Source organism: Stakelama portus, from assembly GCF_003171655.1.
Lineage (GTDB): Bacteria > Pseudomonadota > Alphaproteobacteria > Sphingomonadales > Sphingomonadaceae > Sphingomonas > Sphingomonas portus.
Window position 1 is genome coordinate 50,180 of the sequence record NZ_QFZL01000004.1, and the last position, 22,082, is coordinate 72,261.

Consider the following 22,082-nt stretch of genomic DNA (forward strand, 5'->3'; position numbering starts at 1 on the left):
GGTAAATGGCGGCAGGGCCAGGTGTCCAGCCGGATTTCGCGGATCTGCAGGACGGCTCTTGATCGTTACGCAATCGATAAGGATGATATTGCTTCCGAATCGGGGGGAATTCGCGTGCAAAACGGAGGAGACTGGATCCTCTGGGTCGATATCGTTGCGCGCGAAGTCACGCTTTTCGCGTCGATCTGCTTTCTGATCGGCGGTATCGACGATCTTGCCGTCGATCTGGTTTTTGCCGCCGGTCATATCCGGCGCCGTATCGTGCCGGTGCGCGGCGACCGGGCCGGCGAAGGCGCGGGCGACCAGATCGGGCCGATCGCGATATTCGTTCCCGCATGGGACGAATCGGCGGTCATCGGCGCGATGCTGCGTACGGCGTTGTCGCGCTGGGGCGATGGCGATTTCCTGCTCTATGTCGGCACCTATCCCAATGACGCGGCGACGATTGCGGCGGTGGCCGAAGTCGCGCAGCAGGATCGTCGTGTCCGCCTGGTGATCGGCCCGGTACCTGGCCCCACGACCAAGGCCGATTGCCTGAACAGCCTGTGGCGCGCGCTGCAGCGCGACGAAGCGGCGGAGGGGCATTGTGTCGGGGCCGTGTTGCTGCACGATGCCGAGGATGTGGTCGACTCGCGCGAACTCTTGGTGTTCGCGCAGTATCTGGCGCGGCACGATGCTGTGCAATTGCCGGTATTGCCGCTGCCGCATCCGGACTCCCCGCTGATTGCCGGGCATTATTGCGATGAATTTGCCGAGGCGCATGGCAAGAATCTGATGGTGCGGCGCATGCTGGGGGCGGGCATTCCGCTGGCCGGCACCGGCTGTGCGATCCGCCGCGCGATGATTCAGCGCATTGCCGACGGGCGCGGCGGGGCGCCGTTCGATGCGACCAGCCTGACCGAGGATTATGAGCTGGGGCTTGCCATGGCGGCGCTGGGCGGGAGCACGGCACTGCCGCGTGTCCGCGATCGGGAAAACGGGCTGGTCGCGGTACGCGCCTATTTCCCCGCGACGTTGCGGGCAGCGGTCCGGCAAAAGGCGCGCTGGCTGACCGGAATCGCACTGGCGGGATGGGACCGGACCGGCTGGGCGCCGCCCGCGGCGGTGGCCGATCACTGGATGCGGATGCGCGACCGGCGGGCGACGCTGGCGATGCCGGTGCTCGCGCTCGCCTATATCGCGCTGCTGCTGTGGAGCGGCGCGTTCGGCGTGCATTTGATCACGCGCACGCCGCCGCTGCTGCCCGATGCGGCGCTGCGCGTGCTGCTTGCCTGTAATCTTGCCAGCCTGCTCTGGCGGACCGGGATGCGTGCGGGCTTTACCGGCCATTGCTATGGCTGGCGGCAGGCGCTGTTGTCGCTGCCGCGCGCGATCGTCGCCAATGCGATCGCCCTGCTGGCGGCGCGGCGCGCGGCCTTTGCCTATGCGCGGATGCTGGCGGGGGCGCCGCCGCAATGGGACAAGACGCGGCATCAATTCCCCGACGATCCGGAACAGGCGCGGGCATGACCCGGCGCGGTCGTCCGCTCCGCTTTCTGGTGCTGGTCTGTACCGGCTGGATCGGGCTGCGTGTCGCGTTGCTGTGGCATGCGACCGGATCGCTGACTCAGGCGATCGAAACGATGGTGCCGTTCGCGCTGAACGCAGCGCCACCTGCCGCCCCGCCGAACGGCGCCCCGGCATTTCCGGTTGCGGTCGCTGCTGCATTCCGCCCGACGGCAAGCCCGCCGCTGCGACCGGTGGCGGCGGTCGCACGACACTATCGCGACCCCTATGACGCGCGCAAAGCGCAGCTCGCGATGGTGGCGCTGATCCGGTACGGCGATCCCGAATATGCCGGTGGTCCGCGCCAGGCCGCGCCGGTCCGGATAGCCGATCCCGGCACGCCGCCGTCGCTGGGCTGGTCTGGCGCTCTGTGGGTGCTCGGCCGCCGGAGCGGATCGCACGCGGCGGCCCCCGGCGCGGCGCAGCTTGGCGGAGGCCAGGCGGGTATCCGCATCGCCTATGGCACCGGTCCGCGTGGCGCGCTCGCCTTTGCCGGGCGGCTGACCAGCCCGCTGGAGGGGCCGGGGCGCGAAGCATCGGTGGCGATCGAATGGCAACCCACCCGCCTGCCGGTGCGGCTCGTGGTCGAACGGCGCGTTTCGCTCGATGGCGGCAAGGGTGGGCCGGGAGCGGGCCTGGTCGCCGGCGTCTATTCGCAAATCCCCTCGGGTTTTCGGATCGAAGCCTATGGCCAGGCCGGGGTGGTGATGCGCGAACAGGCCGAACCCTATGCCGATGGCGCCGCCCGCATCTTGCGCCCCGTGCGCGAACGACGCGGCGCGAGCGTCGCGCTGGGCGCCGGAAGCTGGGGCGGTGCGCAGCGCGGGGTCAGCCGTCTTGATATCGGGCCTGCGGCGGTGCTCGATTTCCCCGCGGGCGAAACGCATATGCGTCTGGCGGTCGAATGGCGGCAGCGCGTGGCGGGGAACGCATTGCCCGGATCGGGGCTCGCCGTGACGCTCGGCGCGGATTTTTAGCCCCGCGGCGCTTTTGCCGGAGCGCAGGACGGGCTACGCATCGCGACAATGGATATCTATCTTCCCATCGCCAACCTGTCGGTGAACGCGCTCATCATCGTGTTCTTCGGCTTTGGCGTCGGCATGCTTTCGGGCATGTTCGGCGTTGGCGGCGGGTTCCTGATCACGCCGTTGCTGATCGTCTATGGCATTCCGCCCACCGTTGCGGCGGCATCGGCGTCGAGCCAGGTCACCGGCGCCAGCGTTTCGGGGGTTTTCGCGCATCTGCGGCGCAAGGGCGTCGATATCAAGATGGGGCTGGTGCTCGTTTCGGGCGGCGTCCTGGGCAGCCTTGTCGGGGCATGGCTGTTCGCGTTGCTGCAACAAAGCGGCCAGATCGATACCGTGATCGGCATTCTCTATGTCGTGCTGCTGGGGTCGATCGGCGGGCTGATGCTGACCGAATCGGTGCGCAGCATCCGCGCGCAGCGATCGGGCATTCATCCGCGCGCACGCCGCCGGCGACACCATCCGCTGGTCAGCTGGCTGCCGCTGCGTTGGCGCTTTTATGGATCGGGCCTTTATATTTCGCCGCTCGCGCCGCTGATGCTCGGCTTTTTCACAGGCATTCTGACGGTGCTGCTCGGCGTCGGCGGCGGGTTCATCCTGATCCCGGCGATGCTCTATCTGCTTGGCATGGGGCCGACGGTGGTGGTCGGAACCTCGCTGTTCCAGACCCTGTTCACCACCGCGGCGGCAACGATGATGCACGCCACGACCACCAAGGCGGTCGATATCGTGCTGGCGGTGCTGCTGCTGATCGGTTCGGTCACCGGCGCGCAGATCGGCGCGCGCGTGGCGATGAAAGCGCCGCCCGAATATCTGCGTCTCGCGCTTGCAGTGATCGTGCTGCTGGTTGCGGTGCGGATGTTCCTGGGCCTCGCCTGGCGGCCCGATGAAATCTACTCGGTCGAATTGTCGTGACTGCGCTCCGGCTGTTCTTTGCGCCGCTGGCGCTCTTGCTGCTGCTCGGCGCCAAGCCGGTGCTCGTTCCCGATGTGTCGCAGCGCGAGATCGAAATTTATTACAGCTTCACCGGTGCCGAATTGCTGTTGTTCGGGGCTATCGTCTATCCCGATGGCGAGCCGGTGGCCGATGGCGAGGACCCCGCCGATATCGTGGTGGTGGTGAAGGGCCCGCTTCAGTCGATCCAGCTGCGCGAAAAGGAAAAGATCGCCGGCATCTGGGTCAACGCCAATCGCATGCGCTATCGGTCGGCGCCGTCCTTTTACGCCATCGCCTCTTCGCGCCCGATCGGCGATCTGGTCGATGACCGGACGCGCGCAATCTATGAACTGGGGCTCGACAGTATGCAGATGTCGCCGGCGTCCGGCGCGGCGCCCGATGTCCAGCATCGCTTCGATGCCGGGCTGGTCGATCTGCGCCAGCGTGCCGGGCTTTATTACGAAGCCCCCGGCGCCGTGGAGATCACCGACGGCGTCCTGTATCGCGCGCGGATCACCATCCCCGCGCGCGTGCCGGTCGGGCGGTTCACGGCCGAAACCTTCCTGATCCGCGACGGACGCGTGCTGGCCGCTGCCGTTCGCCCGATCGAAATCCGCAAATCCGGCTTCGAACGATTCGTCGCCAATGCAGCGGAGCAGCATTCGATACTCTATGGCCTGACGGCGGTGGCGCTGTCGGTGCTGTTCGGATGGGGCGCGGGCGCGATCTGGCGGCGCAATTGACGGTTCGCCCGATCGCAGCGGGAACCTTATATTTACTCGGCTGCGGCATTATCCCCCGATAACGGGGAGTTGTCGATGGAAGGCCAGTTTTCCGCGCGCGAATTTTCCGACGCGCCGGTTTCGAACGACGCGGCGCCGGTGCCTTCGCATTCTGCGGTGCAGCCGATCGGAATCGTGCTGGAAGTCGCAGGCGCGTCGAGCAAGGTCATACTCGATGCCGACGCGATCGAATCGCTTTGCGGCGATGCCGATCCCGCAATCGCTCAGGCCGGTCAGGTGGGCGCGCAGCTCAAGATGCGCGTCGGATCGACCTGGCTGATCGCCAATGTCCGCGCGATGCGGATGGTGGATCTGGATTCGGGACGGCTGTCCGCCGATATCGATTTCCTGGGCGAAGGCGACGAGGAACGGCTGACCGGCAAACTCTATCGCTTTCGGCGCGGCGTCACGCGCTATCCGGTTCCGGGGACCGAAGTGTTTCCGGTTTCGACCGGTGATCTGCGCCAGATGTACGCCGCCGATGAGCGCGCGAACATCGAAATCGGCAATGTCTATCCGACCAAGAATATCCGCGCCGCGCTCTATGTCGATTCGATGCTGGGCAAACATTTCGCGCTGCTGGGATCGACCGGCACGGGCAAGTCGACTGCCGCAGCGCTGATCCTCCACCGCATCTGTCAGCTGGCGCCGCAGGGTCATATCGTGATGATCGATCCGCACGGCGAATATGGCGCGGCGTTCCGGAACAGCGGCGCGTTGTTCGATGTCGGCAATCTGGCGATGCCCTATTGGCTGATGAATTTCGAGGAACATTGCGAAGTGTTCCTCACCTCTTCGGGTTCGGATCGCCAGGTCGATGCCGATATCCTCGGCAAATGCCTGCTCGCGGCCAAGGCCAAGAACCGGCTGGCGGCGGAAATCCCGAAAATGACCGTCGACGCGCCGATCCCCTATCTGCTGTCCGACCTGTCGAACCTGATCCAGCTCGAAATGGGCAAGATGGACAAGGCGACCGACAGCGCCCCCTATCTGCGCGTCAAGGCGAAGATCGACGAGATCAAGGCCGATCCGCGCTATGGCTTCATGTTTTCCGGCATGCTGGTTTCGGACAGCATGGCCAGCTTCCTTGCCCGCATCTTCCGCCTGCCCGGCGATGGTCAGCCGATTTCGATCATCGACGTGTCGGGTGTGCCGTCGGAAATTACATCGGTGGTGGTCGCGGTGCTCAGCCGCATGGTGTTCGATTATGCGATCTGGTCGCGCGGAGAGGCGCAGCGCCCGATCCTGCTCGTATGCGAGGAAGCGCATCGCTATGTCCCCAACGAACGCAATGCCGATGGCTCTTCGGTCGGGCGCATCCTCAGCCGGATCGCCAAGGAAGGCCGTAAATATGGCGTGTCGCTGGGGCTGATCACCCAGCGTCCGTCGGATCTTGCCGAAGGCGTGCTTTCGCAATGCGGCACGATCCTGACGATGCGGCTCAACAATGATCGCGATCAGGCGTTCGTGCGCGCCGCGATGCCCGAAGGTGCGCGCGGGTTCCTCGATTCGATCCCCGCGCTGCGCAATCGCGAATGTATCGCGGTGGGTGAGGGTGTGGCGACTCCGGTGCGGCTGCTGTTCGATTCGCTCGACGAGGATAAACGTCCCGCATCGGGCGATCCGATGTTTTCCGAGCTGTGGCGCGAAACCGGCGGCGAGGATCAGAGCATCGCGCGCACCATCCGTCGCTGGCGTTCGCAGGCGCGCTGACGCGCCAAGCGGCTGTTGCCGGGCGGGATTTCGGGAATCGACGCTGTGACGATGCGCAGGCCGGTTATTCGGCGGGCGCTTCGCTTTCCTCGGCCTTGTACACCGGCACCGCCCGCAGGCGCGTGACGTTGGAACGGAAGGACGAAAGGTCGCCGCCGCTCAGCCGGCTCTGCGACATGAACGACACCGAGTTGGGATTCACCGCCACGCCGTTGCGATACAGTTCGTAATGAAGGTGCGGACCAGTCGAAACGCCGGTCGATCCGACATAGCCGATAATGTCGCCGCGACGGACGCGCGCGCCGTTGCGCACCGCGATCCGGCTCATATGACCATAGCCGCTGGCCAGATTGCCCGAATGGCGGATCTTCACGAAATTGCCATAGCCGCCGTTGCGACCGGCATAGATGATGACGCCATCGGACACCGCGTGGATCGGCGTGCCGCTGCGAGCGCCGAAATCGATGCCCTTGTGCATGCGGCGACGGCCGAGCAGCGGGTGCATGCGCATGCCGTAGGACGAGGTGATGTGCCCGTTCACCGGCCGCGAGAGCGAACCGCGCATTTCGCCCTTGCCCGCCATGTCGAACCATTCGGTCCGGCCCTGATAGGTCCAGGAAGCAAGTTCGATCTTTTCCGAACCCTTGCGGATGCCGCCGTACAGGACATTGCCGAAGCGGACTTCGCCGGTTTCGGCGCGGTCCTGGGCAACGATGATTTCAAACTCGTCATCGGCACCGACCCGCGACATCGGAATGCGCGTGGCCATCGCCCGGATGAACGATTCGACCGCCTTGGCCGGAGCGCCGGCGGCGCGGGCCGAGCGATAGAGGCTCGATCCGACCTTGCCGCGGATACGCAGCGGGGTCGAATCGACCGCGATCGGAATCTGGCGCAATGCCAGCGTGCCGTCGGCGCCGCGCTGCACTTCGACGCGCAGGTCGAACCGTGCGCGGAAGGCCAGCTGTTCGAGCGGGCGCGGCTGCGACTTGTCGGTACGACGGCCAAGCCGCAGGTCGAACGGCGTACCCGCCTGCAGATCCGTCAGCGGGATCGCATTGCCGATCAGCGATACGGCCGACGTTGCGTCGGTATCGCCGACGCCCGAACGCTTGAGCGCGCCGAGCAATGTGCCGCCCGACGAAATCTTGGTGGTAAGGTCGATGACCGGGCGCTCGGGCGTGTCGGTCAGCGGCGCGACCAGCCCGGTCGGCGCCATATTGTACCCGGTCTTCGCCCCATCGGCGAGCGGCGTGATCGCCTGAACCCGTGCGGCTTCCCATTCCTGGCCCTGCAGCGCGGGGGGAACATAGCCATAGATCGGATTTTCGAGGCCCGGTGCCATGAACAGCGTGACGGCGCACAGTCCGACACAGGTGGCGACGCCACGATACCATTGCAGGGTGCCGATGCGCGAACCCAGGTCGGGCACCAGTTCGAAATCGGGGAAGCGTGCGCGCAGCCGCTGCGCCAGCCCGGCGCGCGTGACTGTCAATTCGGTGGTACGCGGATTGCTCAGCGCATTGGCGCCGGCCCCCGCATCATATCCGTGATCGCTCCGCAGGAACAAAGCTCGCTGCCCCCAAAAATCGTCCTCAACGCCGATACCCCCGGCTTGGACACGATCACTGTGCAACGGTGGGTTTAAAGTCAAATTAAGCTTGCCTCGCGACTGTCCCGAGTGCGGCAAACCGTGCCGCACCGAAGATGAAGAGTTGCTGACGGGATTTTCAGGCGCGAACCCAACATGGTTAAGCCGAATCATCAACTCGGGAGAGTTGCTTAAGGGCCGGCGCGAGACGATGTTGGTCGCCGATGACTCAGCTTTCGCGCAGCGCGGTTACGGCGGTTCTTGGTCCCACCAACACCGGCAAGACACATTTGGCGGTCGAACGGATGTGTGCGCATTCGAGCGGCATGATCGGGTTTCCGCTGCGGCTTCTGGCGCGCGAAGTCTATGACCGCGTCGTCGCGACGAAGGGCGAAAATCAGGTCGCGCTGATCACCGGGGAAGAGAAAATCTGTCCGCCCGATGCGCGCTGGTTCCTCTGCACTGCCGAATCGATGCCGCTGGAACGGCAGACCGGTTTCGTCGCGATCGATGAGGCGCAACTGGGCGCAACGCCCGAGCGCGGGCATGTCTTCACCGATCGCATGCTGCGCGCGCGCGGACGCGACGAAACGATGATCCTGGGTTCCGAAGCGCTGCGCCCGATGGTCGAGGCGCTGGTCCCCGAGGCCGAAATCATCGGCAGGCCGCGCTTTTCGACGCTGAGCTATGCCGGCGCGCGCAAGCTTTCCCGCCTGCCGCGTCGTTCCGCGATCGTCGCGTTCAGCGCCGAGGAAGTCTATGCCGTGGCAGAGGCGCTGCGGCGGCTGCGCGGCGGCGCGGCGGTGGTGATGGGCGCGCTTTCGCCGCGCACGCGCAACGCGCAGGTCGAAATGTTTCAGGCGGGCGAGGTCGACTATCTGGTCGCGACCGATGCGATCGGCATGGGCCTCAACATGGATGTCGCGCATGTCGCCTTTGCCTCGCTGCGCAAGTTCGACGGCAAGAAGCAGCGGCGGCTGACGGTTTCGGAAATGGCGCAGATTGCCGGACGGGCGGGGCGGCACCAGCGCGACGGCAGTTTCGGATCGCTGCACGAGGATGGGCCCAACGCCTTCACCCCCGAAGAAGTGCTGGCAATCGAATCGCACCGCATGCCGCGCGTCGAAAAACTGTTCTGGCGCGAGGGCGAGCCTGATCTGTCGAGCGTCGATGCGCTGATCGCCAGCCTGGAGCGCAAGCCCGACAGCGATGTGTTGCGCGCCGCGCCCGAAGCCGTCGATCTGGCGGTGCTCAAGCGGCTCGCCGAACAATCCTGGGTGCGTGATCGTGCGCGCGGGCAGGCGGCGGTGGCGCGGCTGTGGGCGGCGTGCGGTCTGCCCGATTTCCGCAAGCTGGGCGCCGATCCGCATGCGCGTTTCGTCGGGCGCGTCTATGGCCATTTGTCCGAAGGGCGCGGCGCCGTCCCGCACCAATGGTTTGCCGATGAAATCGCCCGGCTCGACCGGACGGACGGCGATGTCGAAACGCTGGCCGGGCGGATCGCCGCGGCGCGTAGCTGGGCCTATATCGCCCACCGCGCCGACTGGCTGGAAGACCCGCTCCATTGGGCCGAGCGCACGCGTGCGATCGAGGAAAAACTGTCCGATGCGCTCCACGCCAGCCTGACCCAGCGTTTCGTCGACAAGCGCACGACGATGCTGCTGCGCCAGATCGGCGCCAGCGCCGATGCGCTGCCCGTCACCATCGCTGCCGACGGTGAAGTGAGCATTGAGGAACATAGCCTCGGCACGCTCGACGGGTTTCGCTTTTCGGTCGCGTCGGATGCCCGCGCGGCGGACAAGCGCATGCTGCTTGCGGCGGCGGAAAAACGGCTCGCTTCGGAATTGCAGCGGCGGGGCAGGGCGCTGGCCGAGGCAAAGGACGCGGATATTGCGCTCGGCGAACCCGACCCGGATGCTCCCGTCGCGCTATTGTGGGAAACCCTGACGGTTGCGCATCTGGTGCCCGATCGCAACGCCGCGCTGCCGCAAGTGAAGCTCGACCGCGCGCTCGACGTGCTCGACGTGTCGTTGCGTGGCGCGGTGCAGGCGCGACTCGATCGCTGGCTGGCGGATCGCGTCGTGGAAACCGCGCCGCCGCTTGCGAAACTACAGGCGGCGACGCGCGACCCGGATGCGGGTGCGCCGCTGCGGGCGCTTGCCAATGCGTTGCTCGATCATGGCGGGATGATGCCGCGCCGCGCTGCTGCCGAACTGGTCGAGGCGCTCGATCCCCCGGCGCGCAAGGCGTTGCGCAAGCTGGGCATCACCATCGGCACGCTCGATATCTATGCTTCCGCTTTGCTCAAGCCCGGCGCCGCGCGCCTGCGTCGCGATCTGCTGCGGCTCGGGGCCGGGCCGGCGGAAGGGGCGACCGTATTGCCGCGCAACGCGCCCGGCGCCGATCTGGCGCACGGCTTTCGCCCGCTGGGAACGCAGGCAGTGCGAGTCGACCTGGTCGAGCGAATCGCGCGTGCAGCGCATGATTCGCGCAAGGGCCGTGCCCCCTTCACGCCCGATCCGGCGCTGGCGACGTCGATCGGCCTGACGCCCGACACGCTGGCGCGACTGATGGCGCAGCTTGGGTTCCGTGCGATCCGCGGCAAGGAAGGCGAGCCGCAGCGCTGGGCCTGGAAGGGGCTGACACCCAAGCCCAAGGCGCCTGCGCCGCCGCGCGACAATGCCTTTGCCGCGCTTGCCGATCTGATGGCGGGCAAATGACCGAGGCGGCGGACATGATGCGTGTCGACCGCTTCCTCTGGTATGCGCGGCTGGCCAGGACGCGCAGCATGGCGCAGGCGATGGCGCAAAAGGGCACGATGCGGATCGACGGCCGGCGAATCGAGCGCGCGCATGTGCCGGTTCGCGTCGGTTCGGTGCTCGCTTTCCCCTGGAATGGAGCGGTTCGTATCCTGCGGATCGAGGCGTTGCCGCAGCGGCGCGGGTCACCATCGGAAGCAGCTCTGCTTTACACCAGTCTCGAAAGCCTATCCGCCAATGTCGTTGACGCGCCACAAAGCTCAGCATAGCAGGGGCGACCCAATGCGGAATGGAGCCTGCGACCAATGACCTATGTCGTCACCGATGCGTGTATCCGGTGCAAATATATGGATTGCGTCGAGGTGTGTCCGGTCGACTGCTTCTATGAGGGCGAGAATATGCTCGTCATCAACCCCAGCGAATGCATCGATTGTGGCGTGTGCGAACCCGAATGCCCGGCTGAGGCGATCCTGCCCGACACCGAAAACGGTCTCGAGAAATGGCTCGAGGTCAACAAGACCTATTCGGAACAATGGCCCAACGTCACGTCGAACAGCGGCCAGACGCCGGACGATGCCGACGAGCACAAGGGCGAAGACGGCAAATTCGAGAAATATTTCTCGGCAGACCCCGGCAAGGGCGACTGAGGCCGCCTGCGGCGTCGGCGCCACGCAGGCGCCGCGCCGATCGTGCCAAACCGTTACACTCGCGACGGCCCGTGCGTGAAAAGCTGCGCAGGGCCGGATAATTCGCGTGCCGCGCTGCCGCGAAACGCTGGTAATTTTATTACGACTGTGTTAAATGAGCAGAGTCGAAGGCGAAAATCGTCTTCGCTCCGGAGTCGTATTAAATCGAGCCCCGGCGCCCTTTCCCGCTTCGCCTAGGCGAAGCCCGCGAGAAGCGCAATCCTTTGGGGCCGGAATTCACGGAAAGGCTACACGCACATGGCTGCCAAGGCGCTGTCCTTCGATGTCGGCGATTATGTCGTTTACCCCAAGCACGGCGTAGGCCGTGTGATCGAGCTGCAAAAACAGGAAATTGCGGGCATGCAGCTCGAACTCTATGTGCTGCGCTTTGAAAAGGAAAAGATGACCCTTCGCGTTCCGACCAACAAGGCGGAAAGCGTGGGCATGCGCAAGCTGTCGTCGGACAAGACGCTCAAGGAAGCGCTCGACACGCTCAAGGGCAAGCCCAAGGTCAAGCGCACCATGTGGTCGCGCCGCGCCCAGGAATATGAAGCGAAGATCAATTCGGGCGACCTGGTGTCGATCGCCGAAGTGGTCCGCGACCTGTTCCGCGCCGACGATCAGCCCGAACAGAGCTATTCGGAACGTCAGATCTTCGAAGCGGCTGCCAGCCGCCTCGCGCGCGAACTCGCCGCGATGGAAGAAGTGGACGAGCCGACTGCGCTCAAGAAGCTGCTCGAAATCCTGAACAAGGCGGCGGCGATCCACAACAAGGTCAAGGAAGACGCTGCGGCCTGATCGGGCGGCACGGCTTTCGGCCAACGGAAAAAGGGCGGTCCTTCGGGGTCGCCCTTTTCATTTGCACGTATAGGCCGTGTGTTATATGAACAATACACATGAACAACGGGAGAAATGCCATGCGTCCGCTGATCCTTTTCGCTGCGCTGCCGCTCGCGGCATGCGGCTTTGCAGGAAATCAGGGTGAACATGCGCGCAGCAGCGGCCAGCACGCCACGCGCGATTTTGCCGCCAGCGATTTCACGCAGGTCGATCTGCGCGGATCGGATGATGTCTCGGTCGTCATCGGCCAGCAGTTCAAGGTCCATGCCGAGGGCGATTCGAAGCAGATCGAGCGGCTGCGTATCGAAGTGGTCGACGGCACGTTGCGCATCGGTCGCGAAGGCAACAGCGGCTGGTCATGGGGTTCGGACGACGATGTCCATATCCAGGTGACGATGCCGCGCATCACCGGCGCATCCGTATCCGGATCAGGCGATATGGACGTCGAACGCGGCGATGGCGATTTCGCCGGCGACATTTCCGGATCGGGCAACCTCAACATCCGGGGGCTTCAGGCCGGACGGGCATCTTTGTCGATTTCCGGATCGGGCGATATCGAAGCGGCGGGGAACGCCGAGTCGCTGACCCTCTCGATCAGCGGGTCGGGCGATATCGATGCCGAAGGGCTGACCGCGTCGCAGGCCAGCGTGGCAGTGAACGGCTCGGGCGACGTCACGGCAACGGTGAACGGCAACGCTTCGGTTTCGGTTTCCGGATCGGGTGACGTCGAACTGGGCGGCGGCGCGACCTGCACGGTCAACAAGTCCGGATCGGGCGACGTCAGCTGCGGCTAATGCGGACTTGCCGGGTCGGGTGCCCGGATGCGATGGCTGGGCAATGATCCGCGGCCTCGCCCTTCTGCCTCTGCTGATCCTGCTCGCGGCGTTCGCGCCGGGGCAGGACCGCAGCTTCATGGTCGGCAGTTTCGATCGCATCCGCGTCGATGGTCCCTATCACGTCACAGTGACGCAGGGCCGCTCGCCCGCGGCGCGTGCGGTGGGCGAACGCGATTCGCTGGAGCAGGTCGAGGTGCGGCTTTCCGGCACGACACTGGTCGTGACTGCAGGAACGCTGGGCTGGCAGGAGCGCAATTCGCCGGCCGAGGCAGCCGAGATCCTTATCGTCGCACCGCATCTGCGCGGGATTTCGGTCAATGGCGGCGGGCGCGCGACGATCGCGGCGATGGACGGTGATCGCGTAGAGGCGAATGTCAACGGCGCCGGAGCCATCACCATCGACAAGGTCGAAGCGCGCGATTTCCGCGCGACGCTGATCGGTACGGGCCGCATCGCGGCGAGTGGTGAGGCACAATCGGCACGGCTTCTGTCCAACGGTGCCGGATCGATCGACGCCCACGCGCTGACGACGGGCGATCTCTCAATCGTCTCGCAATCGGTCGGCGGCATTGCCGGGAATGCGCGATACACGGCGCGTATCCTGGCAACCGGCGGGGGAACCGTATCGGTCACCGGCGCTGCGAAATGCGAAGTCAGCGGCCCCGGCCCGGTGACATGCGAAGGCGAGACGATACGGCGCTGATCGCCGCCGCGTGAGGGCCGGTTCAGGCCGCGACCGGAAAGCGCAGCAGCCGCCCCTCGACCGCGATCATCGCTTCGGCATCGCGTCCCACTGCGCGCAGAATTTCCGGGTGCCCGGCATCGAGCCCGCCGGTCAGCGATCCGAATGCGGGCAGCACGATCTTGCGCGACGTCGTGACGAAGCACCGCCGCGAAAGCCGTCGCCCGCGTACCGTCAGGCGCAGCTTGGGGTGGAAATGGCCCGACAATTCGGGGCGCAGCTCCTGCGGATCGGCTTCGTGACGCAACAGGATGCCGTCGACATCCGCTTCCTCCAGCACTTCGGCGCCCCAGCGTTCGGCACCGGCGGGATCGTGATTGCCGGTGATCCATGTCCAGCGCAGCCGCCCGATCAATGTCGTCAGCAGCGCGCGCGCCGCGCCGGTCAGCCGCTCCCCGGCATCGACGTCGTGAAAACTGTCGCCCAGGCACCAGAGTTCGTGCGCCCCGGTGCGATCGACCAGCTCTTCAAGCCCCTTCAGCGTCGCCAGCGAATCATAGGGGGGCAGCATCTGGCCATGGGTGGCAAACCAGCTCGCCTTTTCGAAATGCAGATCGGCGACCAGCAATGCCCGGCGCGCGGGCCAGTACAGCGCGCCTTCGGGCAGCGCCTCGAACGCATGGCCGGCGAACGAAAAGGGAACCATGACGTTGCTATCGGCGCGGATTACGATGGCGTCAACAGCGCAGGATCGGGATGTCATTCCCTTCGAAACGCAACACGCCATGCGATGCGTCGCGCCGTTCGACCGTGTAGCTGCGCGTGATCGGCGCCGACAAGGTGGTCAGCGTGCCGGTTTCCTGATCGATTTCGCGTTCGATCGTCTCGGTCACCGTGTCGCCGTCCAGTGTCCAGCGCCCTTGCTGGCCGCCATTGTCGACGCTGCCATCGGCGGCATAGACGACTGCGAAGTCCGACGAGCCGCAATAGGCATCGAAGCTCCAGGTGCCGACGATCCACCGGTCGATCGGCGCATCCGCCGCGACCGCTGCCGCAGCGCCCGGGGCGGGGCTATCCTTGCCCGGAGCCTCTGCGGCATTCGCCGTGTCGCCGATGGGGTCGGCCGCCGAGCAGGCGCATAGCAGTGCGAGCGGCATGGCAATGCAAAGCAAACGGACCGGCATATCGCCCCCCCCCTCGATGTGGCCGGTGGGCGAGTATAAGCGAAGGCATGGCGGCTGGGTAGCCGCCACGGCCTATTCGGCGGCGACTGCCTGCCCGGTTTCGGCCTTAGCCGCGCCCAGCGCACGCAGGATCCGGACCCAGGAACGGATGCCCTTGTGGAATGCCTTCAGGTCGTATTTCTCGTTGGGCGAATGGATATTGTCGTCGTTGAGCGCGAAGCCGACCATCACCGTATCCATGCCCAGGATCGCCTTGATCGAATTGACCACCGGGATCGATCCGCCCGAAGCAAGCAGCGCAGATTTGCCCCATTCGGCGTCGAGCGCGCCCTGAGCCGCGCGCAGCGGCGCGCTGTCGGTCGGCAGCGAGACGGCGAACGAACCGCCGCGCGGTTTGAACCGCGCCTCGCAATCGGCGGGCAGGCTGTCGCGCACGCGCTGTTCGAACGATGCCCACACTTTGTTCGGGTCCTGCCCCGGCACCAGTCGGAACGAGACCTTGGCATGCGCCTCCGACGGGATCACCGTCTTGAATCCTTCGCTGATATAACCGCCCCATATGCCGTTGATCTCGGCGGTCGGGCGTGCCCAGCTTTGTTCGAGGATGTCATAGCCCTTCTCGCCGGCGGGCACCGACAGATCGACTTCGTTGAGGAACGCCGCACCGTCGAAGCCGAGCGCATCCCATGCCTTGCGCAGCGCGGGGTCGACCGGCTTCACGCCGTCGTAAAAGCCCGGCAGCGTCACGCGGCCATCGGCATCCTTCAGTCCGCTCAGGATTTCGGTGAGGGTCTGAATCGGGTTGCGCGCCGGGCCGCCATACAGCCCCGAATGCAAGTCGCGATCGGCGGCGCGGATCGTCACTTCGCCCGCCGCGGTGCCGCGCAGCCCGGTGGTGATGCCCGGCGTCTCGCTGTCCCACGCGCCGGTGTCGCAGATCAGCGCGAAATCGGCCTTCAGTTCATCGATATGCGCGCGCAGGAACGGTTCGAGGCTTTCCGACCCCGATTCCTCTTCGCCTTCGAGCAGCACCGTCACCCGGCACGGCAGCGCGTCGGTGGTTTCCTTGAGCGCGCGGAACGCTTCGATGAAGGTACGCAACTGGCCCTTGTCGTCCGAAGCGCCGCGGCCGACGATCTGTTTTGCGCCGTCCGCCCGTTGCTCGATCACCGGGTTGAACGGATCGTTCCGCCACAATTCCAGCGGATCGGCAGGCTGGACGTCGTAATGGCCATAGAAGAGGACATGCGGGCCGGGTCCATCATGGTGCGCGACCACCATCGGATGCCCCTGGGTCGGCGCGACGCGCGCGGCAAAACCCAGTTCCGACAGTTCGTCCGCCTGACTCTGCGCAGCGCGAAGGCAATCGTCCTTATGCGCCGGATCGGTCGAGATCGACGGGATGCGCATCAGCGCGAACAGCCGGTCGAGACTGGCGTCGAGTTGCGCATCGACTCGGTCGAGCGCGGCGGTTTCCTGCGATGAAGTCATGGCGGTAAATTAGGCGCCGTGCCGGTATCCCGCAAGGCGGGGTCTCAGCCGGTGCCGCCTATGCCGCGCGCGATTCGTCTTCCGCATCGGCGTCGATATCGACGATTCCCGAGCGCTGTCGCCGGTCGACGCGCAGTTCGAACACATCCGGGCGCGCATGGCGGCCGTCGATATCCATCGCGGCGAGGCCATGATCGGTTTCCGAAAGGTCGAGGCTCGCGGTCAGGATCTGCGCGCTGTCATCGGCCTGGGCGACGACCACGCCATCGGGTGCGATGATCGCGCTGCCGCCGGTGTGGAGCGCGCCAGCGGGCAGGCGGTCGAGCAATTCGCGCGCCGCCCGGAAATGTTCGCCGCCCGCGCGGGCAAAGCCGTGCATCAACTGATCGCGGGTCAGCACGCTGCCCGCCGCCAGCACGAAAGCGCTGCCTTCATAGGCATAATGGCATGCGGCGAGCAGATCGATGTCGCGCACGCTGGTCCAGGCGGAGACATGTACGTCCTCGCCCGCATGATGCATCGCCGCGCGGGCGAGCGGCATCCAGTGCTCGTCCGAAACGAGCTGGCCGACGCGGCCCCAGCTCGCCTGATGGATTTCCAGCGTCGAACCGTCGCCGGCGCCGAACACCATGCGTTCGGGCGCCGCAGGCACCAGCTTGCGGTGAAGCAGTATCGGCTGTTTGGGGCGCAGCAGGAACTGAGTGTTGTACAGGCTGGAACGAACGCGCTCGATCCCGCCGATCGCAACGGCAACGCCCGCCAGATCGACCACCCATTGCAGTTGCTCCAGCCGTGGGTCGGCCCCCCGGATCGCCTTGTCGAGCAACAGCTTGTGCAGTTCGCGCGTGCCGGGATGATCCCAGAGCGACGGGCCGGGCAGATGTTGCAGCCACGCCGGATAGCCGCCCAGAAAACATTCACCAAACGCAATCACGTTGGCGCCGGTTTCGATCGCCGCCTTGGTGAGGCCGACGGCGCGCTCGATTCCTTCGTCAATCGCAAGCGGCAATGGTGCTTCCTGCACGATCGCCGCCCGTATCCTGTGGTTCATTCCACCCAGTCCAATCCGATGTCCCGATAAAAGGAACGATCTTCTTGCCAGTCGGGCCTTACTTTCACGTGAAGATAGAGGTGGACCTTTACGCCCATGAGACGCGAGAGTTCGGCGCGCGATTTTGCGCCGATTTCCTTGATGCGGCTGCCGCCCTTGCCCAGCACGATCGCACGCTGGGTTTCGCGCGCGACCAGGATCTGCTGGTGGATTTCGACCGATCCGTCCTCGCGCTCCTTGTACAGCTCGGTATCGACGGCGCTGGCATAGGGCAGTTCGGCATGGAGCTGGTGATAGAGCTGCTCGCGCGTGACTTCGGCCGCCATCATCCGGTCGGTGGCGTCGGAAACCTGATCCTCGGGGAAATGCCAGGGCCCTTCGGGCATGCGGCTGGCGAGCGCGGTCTTCAGCTCGGCCACGCCGTCGCCGGTGGTGGCGGAAACGAAGAAGGTTTCGTCGAACGGCATCAGTTCGTTGAGCTTTGCCGCATGGCCCAGCAGGCGCGGCTTGTCGGCAATATCGACCTTGTTGAGGATCAGCAGCTTGGGCTCCTTGCGATGCGCCAGCCGCTCGGCGATTCCGGAAACCTTCGGCCCGATCCCGCCCTTGCCATCGACGACAAAGGCAATCGCATCGGCGCCCTCCGCACCTTCCCACGCGGCGGCGACCATCGCCCGGTCGAGCCGGCGTTCGGGGTTGAAGATGCCGGGGGTGTCGACCAGCAGCAACTGGGTGTCGCCTTCGATCGCGATCCCCATCAGCCGGGTTCGCGTGGTCTGCGCCTTGGGACTGGTGATCGCGACCTTCTGGCCGACCAGATGGTTGACGAGCGTCGACTTGCCCGCATTGGGCGCGCCGACCACGGCGATCAGGCCGCAATGTTGGGATACAGGAATCTGGTTCAACGTTCTGGATACTCTCAGAAGCGGGCTTCGACAGGCTCAGCCCGAACGGGATGGGAATGGCTGCCCTCTTACGCCGTTCACCCCGAGCTTGTCGAAGGGGGTTCAGTCTTATCCCGGGATTTTGCCAATGATTTTAGGCGTTCCCAATCGCCGCCGATAAGCGCTTCCTTCTTGGCTCGGCTCCAGCCCTTGATGCGCTTTTCCGTCTCCAAGGCTTCAATCCGGGTTTGGAAGCTTTCCGACCAGACCAATGTTACCGGGCGGCGTGAGCGCGTGTGGCCCGGAATAGCCCCGGACTGGTGCTGTGCGATGCGCGTGTCGAGATCATCGCTATGCCCGGTGTAATAGCTCCCGTCCTTGCATCGGAGGATATAGGCCCAGAACATTCCCGCGTTCCGTTTGGGGTTGGCCGCGCTTCGACAGCCCTCAGGGCGACCGGTAAGACGCAAAGCACATTCCAGAGAAACCGTTCGCCCTGAGCTTGTCGAAGGGCGACTTGCCGCAGATGCGGTGCTTGCGGCTATCCCGCCAGCTTTTCCAGCAGCGCCTTTGCGGCCTCGGTCTCTGCGCTCGATTTGTTGGTGCCGATACCTTCGGCTTCGGCGAGCTTGCCGATACTCACGCGTACCGTGAAACGCGGTGCGTGGTTCGGGCCCGAGCGGTCGATGATCACATATTCGGGCGGGCGGCGATTATGTGCTGCTGCCCATTCCTGAAGCGCGGATTTGGGGTGTTTGGGCGCTGAACGTTGTTTGTCGATGCGGCTGCCCCATGCCGAGCGGACGAAATCGCGCGCGGCATCGAGCCCGTTGGCGAGATACCAGGCGCCGATCAGCGCCTCCATCACATCGCCCAGCACATTGTCGCTCTGCGCCGCGCCATCCTCGCGCGCCTGCTTGCCGAGGCGGAGGTGCGTGACCACGCCCAGATCGCGCGCGACATCGGCGCAGACCGCGCCGGTCACCAGCGCGTTGAGCCGCCGCGACAGCGATCCTTCGGGTTCGCCGGGAAACCGTTCGAACAGCCATTCGGCGACGATCAGGCCCAGCACCCGATCGCCCAGAAACTCCAGCCGTTCGTAATTGTCGGCGGCCTGGCTGCCATGCGTCAGCGCGCGTTCGAACGGCGCCAGATCGTCCGGCGCACTTCCGAAAACTTCAGCGATCCACCCCCCGAGATCGGGTTTCAAAAGCCCTCGCCCATGCGGTTCCAGCGCGCCGCAGTGAACCATGTCCAGGGCAGGAACCAATTGGCATCGCCATCGGTCGACCAGAAGGTGAAGACGGCCTTGCCCTCCAGATTTTCCATCGGGACGAAACTGATGCCGTTTTCGGCCTGGGTGAAGCGGCTGTCCGCGCTGTTGTCGCGATTGTCGCCCATCATGAACACATGGCCGGCAGGGACGGTGTAGAGGATCGTGTCGTCGGCCGGACGCGTGTCGATGTCGAGCACTTCATAGCTTTTGCCATTGGGCAATGTTTCGCGGAATTTTGCGATGCGACAGACCGGATGCCCGTCCGCGCCCACTTCCTCATGGCCCGGCGGGCAATTGTTCGCATCGTAATTGCCGGTGAAGGGCAGCACGAAATCGGCGACCTTTTCCTTGGGGACCGGCGTTCCGTTGAGGATCAACTGGCCGCCGCGCATCTGAATCGTGTCGCCGGGCAGGCCGATGACGCGCTTGATCCAGTCTTCGTCGCCATGACCGGGTGCCTTGAACACCACCACGTCGCCGCGCGCCGGATCGCTCCAGTGCATATTGGGCAACAACGGCAGGCTCCACGGCAGCGAATGCCGCGAATAGCCGTAATTCCATTTGGTGATGAACAGATAGTCGCCGATCAGCAGGCGCGGCATCATCGATTCGCTCGGGATGCTGAACGGCGAGAAGATGAAGCTGCGGATCACGAAGACGATCAGCACCAGTTTGATCAGGAACTTGCCCAGGTCGAGCCATTCGTTCTTGGGCTTGGTTTCGACCGTTTCGGTCGATTCGGCGGTCGAAGCGGTATCCATGCGCTTGCTCTGCTGCGACTGGCGCATGGCGTCAAGCGCTCGGTTGGGACTGGCCCCGCCGGATATGGGACGGTAGGAGCAAGGCGCAGACAGGAGAACCCCATGCCGACACCCGACTGGTCCGCCGTCAGGAAATTGCCGCAAACACCGCTTGCCGATCTGTTCGCGGGCGATCCGGACCGACTGGCGTTCCTTACTGCCGATGTCGTCGGCATTCATTTCGACTGGTCGAAGACGCATCTGTCGCGCGATGCGGTGGAGACGTTCGTCGCGCTGGCCGACACGATGGACCTGACCGGCAAGCGTGACGCGCTGTTCGGCGGCGAAGCGATCAACGTCACCGAAGGCCGCGCGGTCGAACATAGCGCACAGCGCGGGGAAGGCGCGCCGGAAAGCGTGGCGCAGGCGCGCGGCTTCCATGCCCGGATGCGTGCGTTGATCGACGCGATCGAGGCCGAGGCGCTCGGGCCGGTCCGCCACATCCTGCATGTCGGCATCGGCGGATCGGCGCTGGGGCCGGATCTGCTGGTCGATGCGCTGGGCCGCGATGCCGATCGCTATGACGTCGCGATCGTTTCCAATGTCGATGGGCTCGCGCTCGAGGAAGCGGTTCGGGATTTCGACCCCAAGGCGACGTTGCTCGCGATTGCATCGAAAACCTTCACCACCACCGAAACCATGCTCAATGCCGAAAGCGCGATTGCGTGGATGGCCGAAGGCGGCGTTGCCGATCCCTATGGCCAGTGCGTCGCGCTGACCGCTTCGCCCGACAAGGCAGTGGCATGGGGGATCGATGAAACCCGCGTGCTGCCGTTCAGCGAAAGCGTCGGCGGGCGCTATTCGCTGTGGTCGTCGATCGGCTTTCCCGCCGCGCTGGGCCTTGGCTGGGACGCGTTCGAGGAACTGCTTGAAGGCGCCGCCGAAATGGACCGGCATTTCCGCCTGACGCCGCTGCGCCAGAATGCGCCGGTCATGGCCGCCTTTGCCGACCTCTATTATACGCAGGTTCGTGGCTGCGAAACGCGCGGCGTCTTTGCTTATGACGAGCGGCTGCGGCTGTTGCCCAGCTATCTCCAGCAGCTTGAAATGGAATCGAACGGCAAGCGGGTGACGGTGGAAGGCGAGCCGGTCAGCTGGCCGACCGCGCCGATCACCTGGGGCGGCGTGGGCACCGATGCGCAGCATGCGGTGTTCCAGCTGCTCCATCAGGGCACGCATCTGGTCCCGGTCGAATTTCTGGGCGTGGTCGAGCCCGAGGATATTCTCAACGAAGCGCATCACCGCCAGCTGTTGCTCAACATGCTGGCGCAGGGTGCTGCGCTGATGAAGGGCAAGGGGCATGACGATCCCGCGCGTGCCTATCCGGGCGATCGGCCGTCCTCGACATTGCTGCTCGACACGCTCGATCCGCGCACGCTGGGTGCGCTGATCGCATTTTACGAACATCGCACCTTCGTGAATGCGGTGTTGCTCGGGATCAATGCGTTCGACCAGTTCGGCGTGGAGCTGGGCAAGGAAATGGCCAGGGCGGCCGATGCCGGCGACCTCGATTTCGACGCATCGACCAACGATCTGCTGGCGCGCGCGCTGGGCGCCTGACGCGGCGCCTGAAGTGGGTCTGGTCTAAAGCAAACCCGTTCGTGTCGAGCAAAGTCGAGACACGTTTTTGAATGAAGCAAAGCCCGTCCCTCGACTTCGCTCGGGACGAATGGAGGAATAGCGTGTCCGACGAAGAATATGTCTATGACGAAGCGAGCGGCGAATGGATTCCCGCCTCCGAAGCGGCGGCCAAGGCGGAAGCCGCCGATGCCGGCGACTCCGTTGAAGTGCGCGATGCGGTCGGCAACATCCTGCAGGACGGCGATCAGGTGACTCTGATCAAGGATCTCGACGTCAAGGGCGCGGGCCAGACGCTCAAGCGCGGCACGCTGATCAAATCGATCCGCCTGACCGGCGACAGCCAGGAAATCGACTGCAAGTTCGACGGGATCAAGGGCCTCGTCCTGCGCGCGGAGTTCGTGCGCAAGCGGTGAGCGTTAC

Annotated in this window: 22 protein-coding genes; 13 read left to right on the forward strand and 9 right to left on the reverse strand. The window is 65.1% G+C overall.

The annotated features are described in order from the left end of the window. The first annotated feature begins 114 nt into the window (after positions 1-114). The 5 genes from DKB74_RS11635 (at position 115) to DKB74_RS11655 (ending at position 6,001) form a co-directional block, all read left to right on the forward strand. Positions 115-1,509, forward strand: a complete 1,395-nt coding sequence (locus tag DKB74_RS11635; RefSeq protein ID WP_193504446.1) for a glycosyl transferase family protein — start codon at positions 115-117, stop codon at positions 1,507-1,509. Beyond that, entirely contained in the window at positions 1,506-2,522 is a 1,017-nt protein-coding gene (locus DKB74_RS11640) for a hypothetical protein (protein ID WP_109808347.1), read from the forward strand. Before DKB74_RS11635 ends, DKB74_RS11640 begins: the two co-directional genes overlap by 4 nt. A 48-nt stretch (positions 2,523-2,570) precedes the next feature. Then, complete coding sequence (locus tag DKB74_RS11645; RefSeq protein WP_109808348.1) at positions 2,571-3,485, forward strand: sulfite exporter TauE/SafE family protein; 915 nt, start codon at positions 2,571-2,573, stop codon at positions 3,483-3,485. Continuing rightward, positions 3,482-4,249, forward strand: coding sequence for a TIGR02186 family protein (locus DKB74_RS11650; RefSeq protein WP_193504448.1), 768 nt, complete (start codon positions 3,482-3,484; stop codon positions 4,247-4,249). The genes DKB74_RS11645 and DKB74_RS11650 overlap by 4 nt, the downstream gene beginning before the upstream one ends. A 75-nt stretch (positions 4,250-4,324) precedes the next feature. Further along, the gene (locus tag DKB74_RS11655) at positions 4,325-6,001 is read left to right on the forward strand and encodes an ATP-binding protein (RefSeq protein WP_109808350.1); all 1,677 of its coding nucleotides are present in this window, start codon (positions 4,325-4,327) and stop codon (positions 5,999-6,001) included. Between the two features lie 64 nt (positions 6,002-6,065). On the opposite strand, the gene DKB74_RS11660 is transcribed toward DKB74_RS11655, so the two are convergent. Next, positions 6,066-7,571, reverse strand: a complete 1,506-nt coding sequence (locus DKB74_RS11660; RefSeq protein WP_161956853.1) for a M23 family metallopeptidase — start codon at positions 7,569-7,571, stop codon at positions 6,066-6,068. Positions 7,572-7,816: 245 nt separating this feature from the next. On the opposite strand from DKB74_RS11660, the gene DKB74_RS11665 reads away from it, so the two are divergent. The 6 genes from DKB74_RS11665 (at position 7,817) to DKB74_RS11690 (ending at position 13,416) form a co-directional block, all read left to right on the forward strand. Continuing rightward, positions 7,817-10,312 (forward strand): helicase-related protein, encoded by a 2,496-nt coding sequence (locus tag DKB74_RS11665; RefSeq protein WP_109808352.1) that lies wholly within the window; start codon positions 7,817-7,819, stop codon positions 10,310-10,312. Then, positions 10,309-10,620 (forward strand): RNA-binding S4 domain-containing protein, encoded by a 312-nt coding sequence (locus DKB74_RS11670; RefSeq protein ID WP_239987490.1) that lies wholly within the window; start codon positions 10,309-10,311, stop codon positions 10,618-10,620. The genes DKB74_RS11665 and DKB74_RS11670 overlap by 4 nt, the downstream gene beginning before the upstream one ends. 36 nt (positions 10,621-10,656) lie before the next feature. Beyond that, complete coding sequence (gene fdxA, locus DKB74_RS11675) at positions 10,657-10,998, forward strand: ferredoxin FdxA (RefSeq protein ID WP_109808353.1); 342 nt, start codon at positions 10,657-10,659, stop codon at positions 10,996-10,998. A 297-nt stretch (positions 10,999-11,295) separates the two neighbouring features. Next, positions 11,296-11,835: a CarD family transcriptional regulator gene (locus DKB74_RS11680; RefSeq protein ID WP_109808354.1), complete on the forward strand. Its 540-nt coding sequence runs from the start codon at positions 11,296-11,298 to the stop codon at positions 11,833-11,835. Between the two features lie 119 nt (positions 11,836-11,954). Beyond that, positions 11,955-12,671: a head GIN domain-containing protein gene (locus DKB74_RS11685; RefSeq protein WP_109808355.1), complete on the forward strand. Its 717-nt coding sequence runs from the start codon at positions 11,955-11,957 to the stop codon at positions 12,669-12,671. Between the two features lie 43 nt (positions 12,672-12,714). Next, complete coding sequence (locus tag DKB74_RS11690) at positions 12,715-13,416, forward strand: GIN domain-containing protein (RefSeq protein ID WP_109808356.1); 702 nt, start codon at positions 12,715-12,717, stop codon at positions 13,414-13,416. Between the two features lie 22 nt (positions 13,417-13,438). On the opposite strand, the gene pdeM is transcribed toward DKB74_RS11690, so the two are convergent. From pdeM to lepB, 8 genes are all read right to left on the reverse strand, one after another. Next, the gene (gene pdeM / locus DKB74_RS11695) at positions 13,439-14,101 is read right to left on the reverse strand and encodes a ligase-associated DNA damage response endonuclease PdeM (RefSeq protein WP_109808357.1); all 663 of its coding nucleotides are present in this window, start codon (positions 14,099-14,101) and stop codon (positions 13,439-13,441) included. Between the two features lie 31 nt (positions 14,102-14,132). Then, positions 14,133-14,579 (reverse strand): NUDIX hydrolase, encoded by a 447-nt coding sequence (locus DKB74_RS11700; RefSeq protein ID WP_145960964.1) that lies wholly within the window; start codon positions 14,577-14,579, stop codon positions 14,133-14,135. 72 nt (positions 14,580-14,651) lie between these two features. Next, positions 14,652-16,070 carry a M20/M25/M40 family metallo-hydrolase gene (locus DKB74_RS11705; protein WP_109808359.1) on the reverse strand — a complete coding sequence of 473 codons (1,419 nt, stop codon included), beginning with the start codon at positions 16,068-16,070 and terminating at the stop codon, positions 14,652-14,654. A 58-nt stretch (positions 16,071-16,128) separates the two neighbouring features. Further along, entirely contained in the window at positions 16,129-17,121 is a 993-nt protein-coding gene (locus tag DKB74_RS11710; RefSeq protein WP_109808360.1) for a nitrilase-related carbon-nitrogen hydrolase, read from the reverse strand. Then, the gene (era, locus tag DKB74_RS11715; RefSeq protein ID WP_109808791.1) at positions 17,118-18,017 is read right to left on the reverse strand and encodes a GTPase Era; all 900 of its coding nucleotides are present in this window, start codon (positions 18,015-18,017) and stop codon (positions 17,118-17,120) included. Before era ends, DKB74_RS11710 begins: the two co-directional genes overlap by 4 nt. Before the next feature lie 86 nt (positions 18,018-18,103). Further along, the gene (locus DKB74_RS11720) at positions 18,104-18,412 is read right to left on the reverse strand and encodes a GIY-YIG nuclease family protein (RefSeq protein WP_109808361.1); all 309 of its coding nucleotides are present in this window, start codon (positions 18,410-18,412) and stop codon (positions 18,104-18,106) included. A gap of 134 nt (positions 18,413-18,546) precedes the next feature. Next, positions 18,547-19,257: a ribonuclease III gene (rnc, locus tag DKB74_RS11725; protein ID WP_109808362.1), complete on the reverse strand. Its 711-nt coding sequence runs from the start codon at positions 19,255-19,257 to the stop codon at positions 18,547-18,549. Beyond that, positions 19,212-20,042 (reverse strand): signal peptidase I, encoded by an 831-nt coding sequence (lepB, locus tag DKB74_RS11730; protein WP_109808792.1) that lies wholly within the window; start codon positions 20,040-20,042, stop codon positions 19,212-19,214. Before lepB ends, rnc begins: the two co-directional genes overlap by 46 nt. 102 nt (positions 20,043-20,144) lie before the next feature. Here lepB and pgi point away from each other — a divergent pair, with 102 nt between their 5' ends. Then, positions 20,145-21,641 (forward strand): glucose-6-phosphate isomerase, encoded by a 1,497-nt coding sequence (gene pgi / locus DKB74_RS11735; protein ID WP_109808363.1) that lies wholly within the window; start codon positions 20,145-20,147, stop codon positions 21,639-21,641. Positions 21,642-21,763: 122 nt separating this feature from the next. Then, complete coding sequence (locus tag DKB74_RS11740) at positions 21,764-22,075, forward strand: zinc ribbon domain-containing protein YjdM (RefSeq protein WP_109808364.1); 312 nt, start codon at positions 21,764-21,766, stop codon at positions 22,073-22,075. Positions 22,076-22,082 lie beyond the last annotated feature (7 nt).

Excerpts from the sequence above, each read along its gene's own strand:
- DKB74_RS11640 (WP_109808347.1), top strand. The coding sequence starts at position 1,506 with ATGACCCGGCGCGGTCGTCCGCTCCGCTTTCTGGTGCTGGTCTGTACC.
- DKB74_RS11645 (WP_109808348.1), top strand. The coding sequence starts at position 2,571 with ATGGATATCTATCTTCCCATCGCCAACCTGTCGGTGAACGCGCTCATC.
- DKB74_RS11655 (WP_109808350.1), top strand. The coding sequence starts at position 4,325 with ATGGAAGGCCAGTTTTCCGCGCGCGAATTTTCCGACGCGCCGGTTTCG.
- DKB74_RS11665 (WP_109808352.1), top strand. The coding sequence starts at position 7,817 with ATGACTCAGCTTTCGCGCAGCGCGGTTACGGCGGTTCTTGGTCCCACC.
- DKB74_RS11670 (WP_239987490.1), top strand. The coding sequence starts at position 10,309 with ATGACCGAGGCGGCGGACATGATGCGTGTCGACCGCTTCCTCTGGTAT.
- fdxA (WP_109808353.1), top strand. The coding sequence starts at position 10,657 with ATGACCTATGTCGTCACCGATGCGTGTATCCGGTGCAAATATATGGAT.
- DKB74_RS11680 (WP_109808354.1), top strand. The coding sequence starts at position 11,296 with ATGGCTGCCAAGGCGCTGTCCTTCGATGTCGGCGATTATGTCGTTTAC.
- DKB74_RS11685 (WP_109808355.1), top strand. The coding sequence starts at position 11,955 with ATGCGTCCGCTGATCCTTTTCGCTGCGCTGCCGCTCGCGGCATGCGGC.
- DKB74_RS11690 (WP_109808356.1), top strand. The coding sequence starts at position 12,715 with ATGATCCGCGGCCTCGCCCTTCTGCCTCTGCTGATCCTGCTCGCGGCG.
- pdeM (WP_109808357.1), bottom strand. The coding sequence starts at position 14,101 with ATGGTTCCCTTTTCGTTCGCCGGCCATGCGTTCGAGGCGCTGCCCGAA.
- DKB74_RS11700 (WP_145960964.1), bottom strand. The coding sequence starts at position 14,579 with ATGCCGGTCCGTTTGCTTTGCATTGCCATGCCGCTCGCACTGCTATGC.
- DKB74_RS11705 (WP_109808359.1), bottom strand. The coding sequence starts at position 16,070 with ATGACTTCATCGCAGGAAACCGCCGCGCTCGACCGAGTCGATGCGCAA.
- DKB74_RS11710 (WP_109808360.1), bottom strand. The coding sequence starts at position 17,121 with ATGAACCACAGGATACGGGCGGCGATCGTGCAGGAAGCACCATTGCCG.
- DKB74_RS11720 (WP_109808361.1), bottom strand. The coding sequence starts at position 18,412 with ATGTTCTGGGCCTATATCCTCCGATGCAAGGACGGGAGCTATTACACC.
- rnc (WP_109808362.1), bottom strand. The coding sequence starts at position 19,257 with ATGGTTCACTGCGGCGCGCTGGAACCGCATGGGCGAGGGCTTTTGAAA.
- lepB (WP_109808792.1), bottom strand. The coding sequence starts at position 20,042 with ATGGATACCGCTTCGACCGCCGAATCGACCGAAACGGTCGAAACCAAG.
- pgi (WP_109808363.1), top strand. The coding sequence starts at position 20,145 with ATGCCGACACCCGACTGGTCCGCCGTCAGGAAATTGCCGCAAACACCG.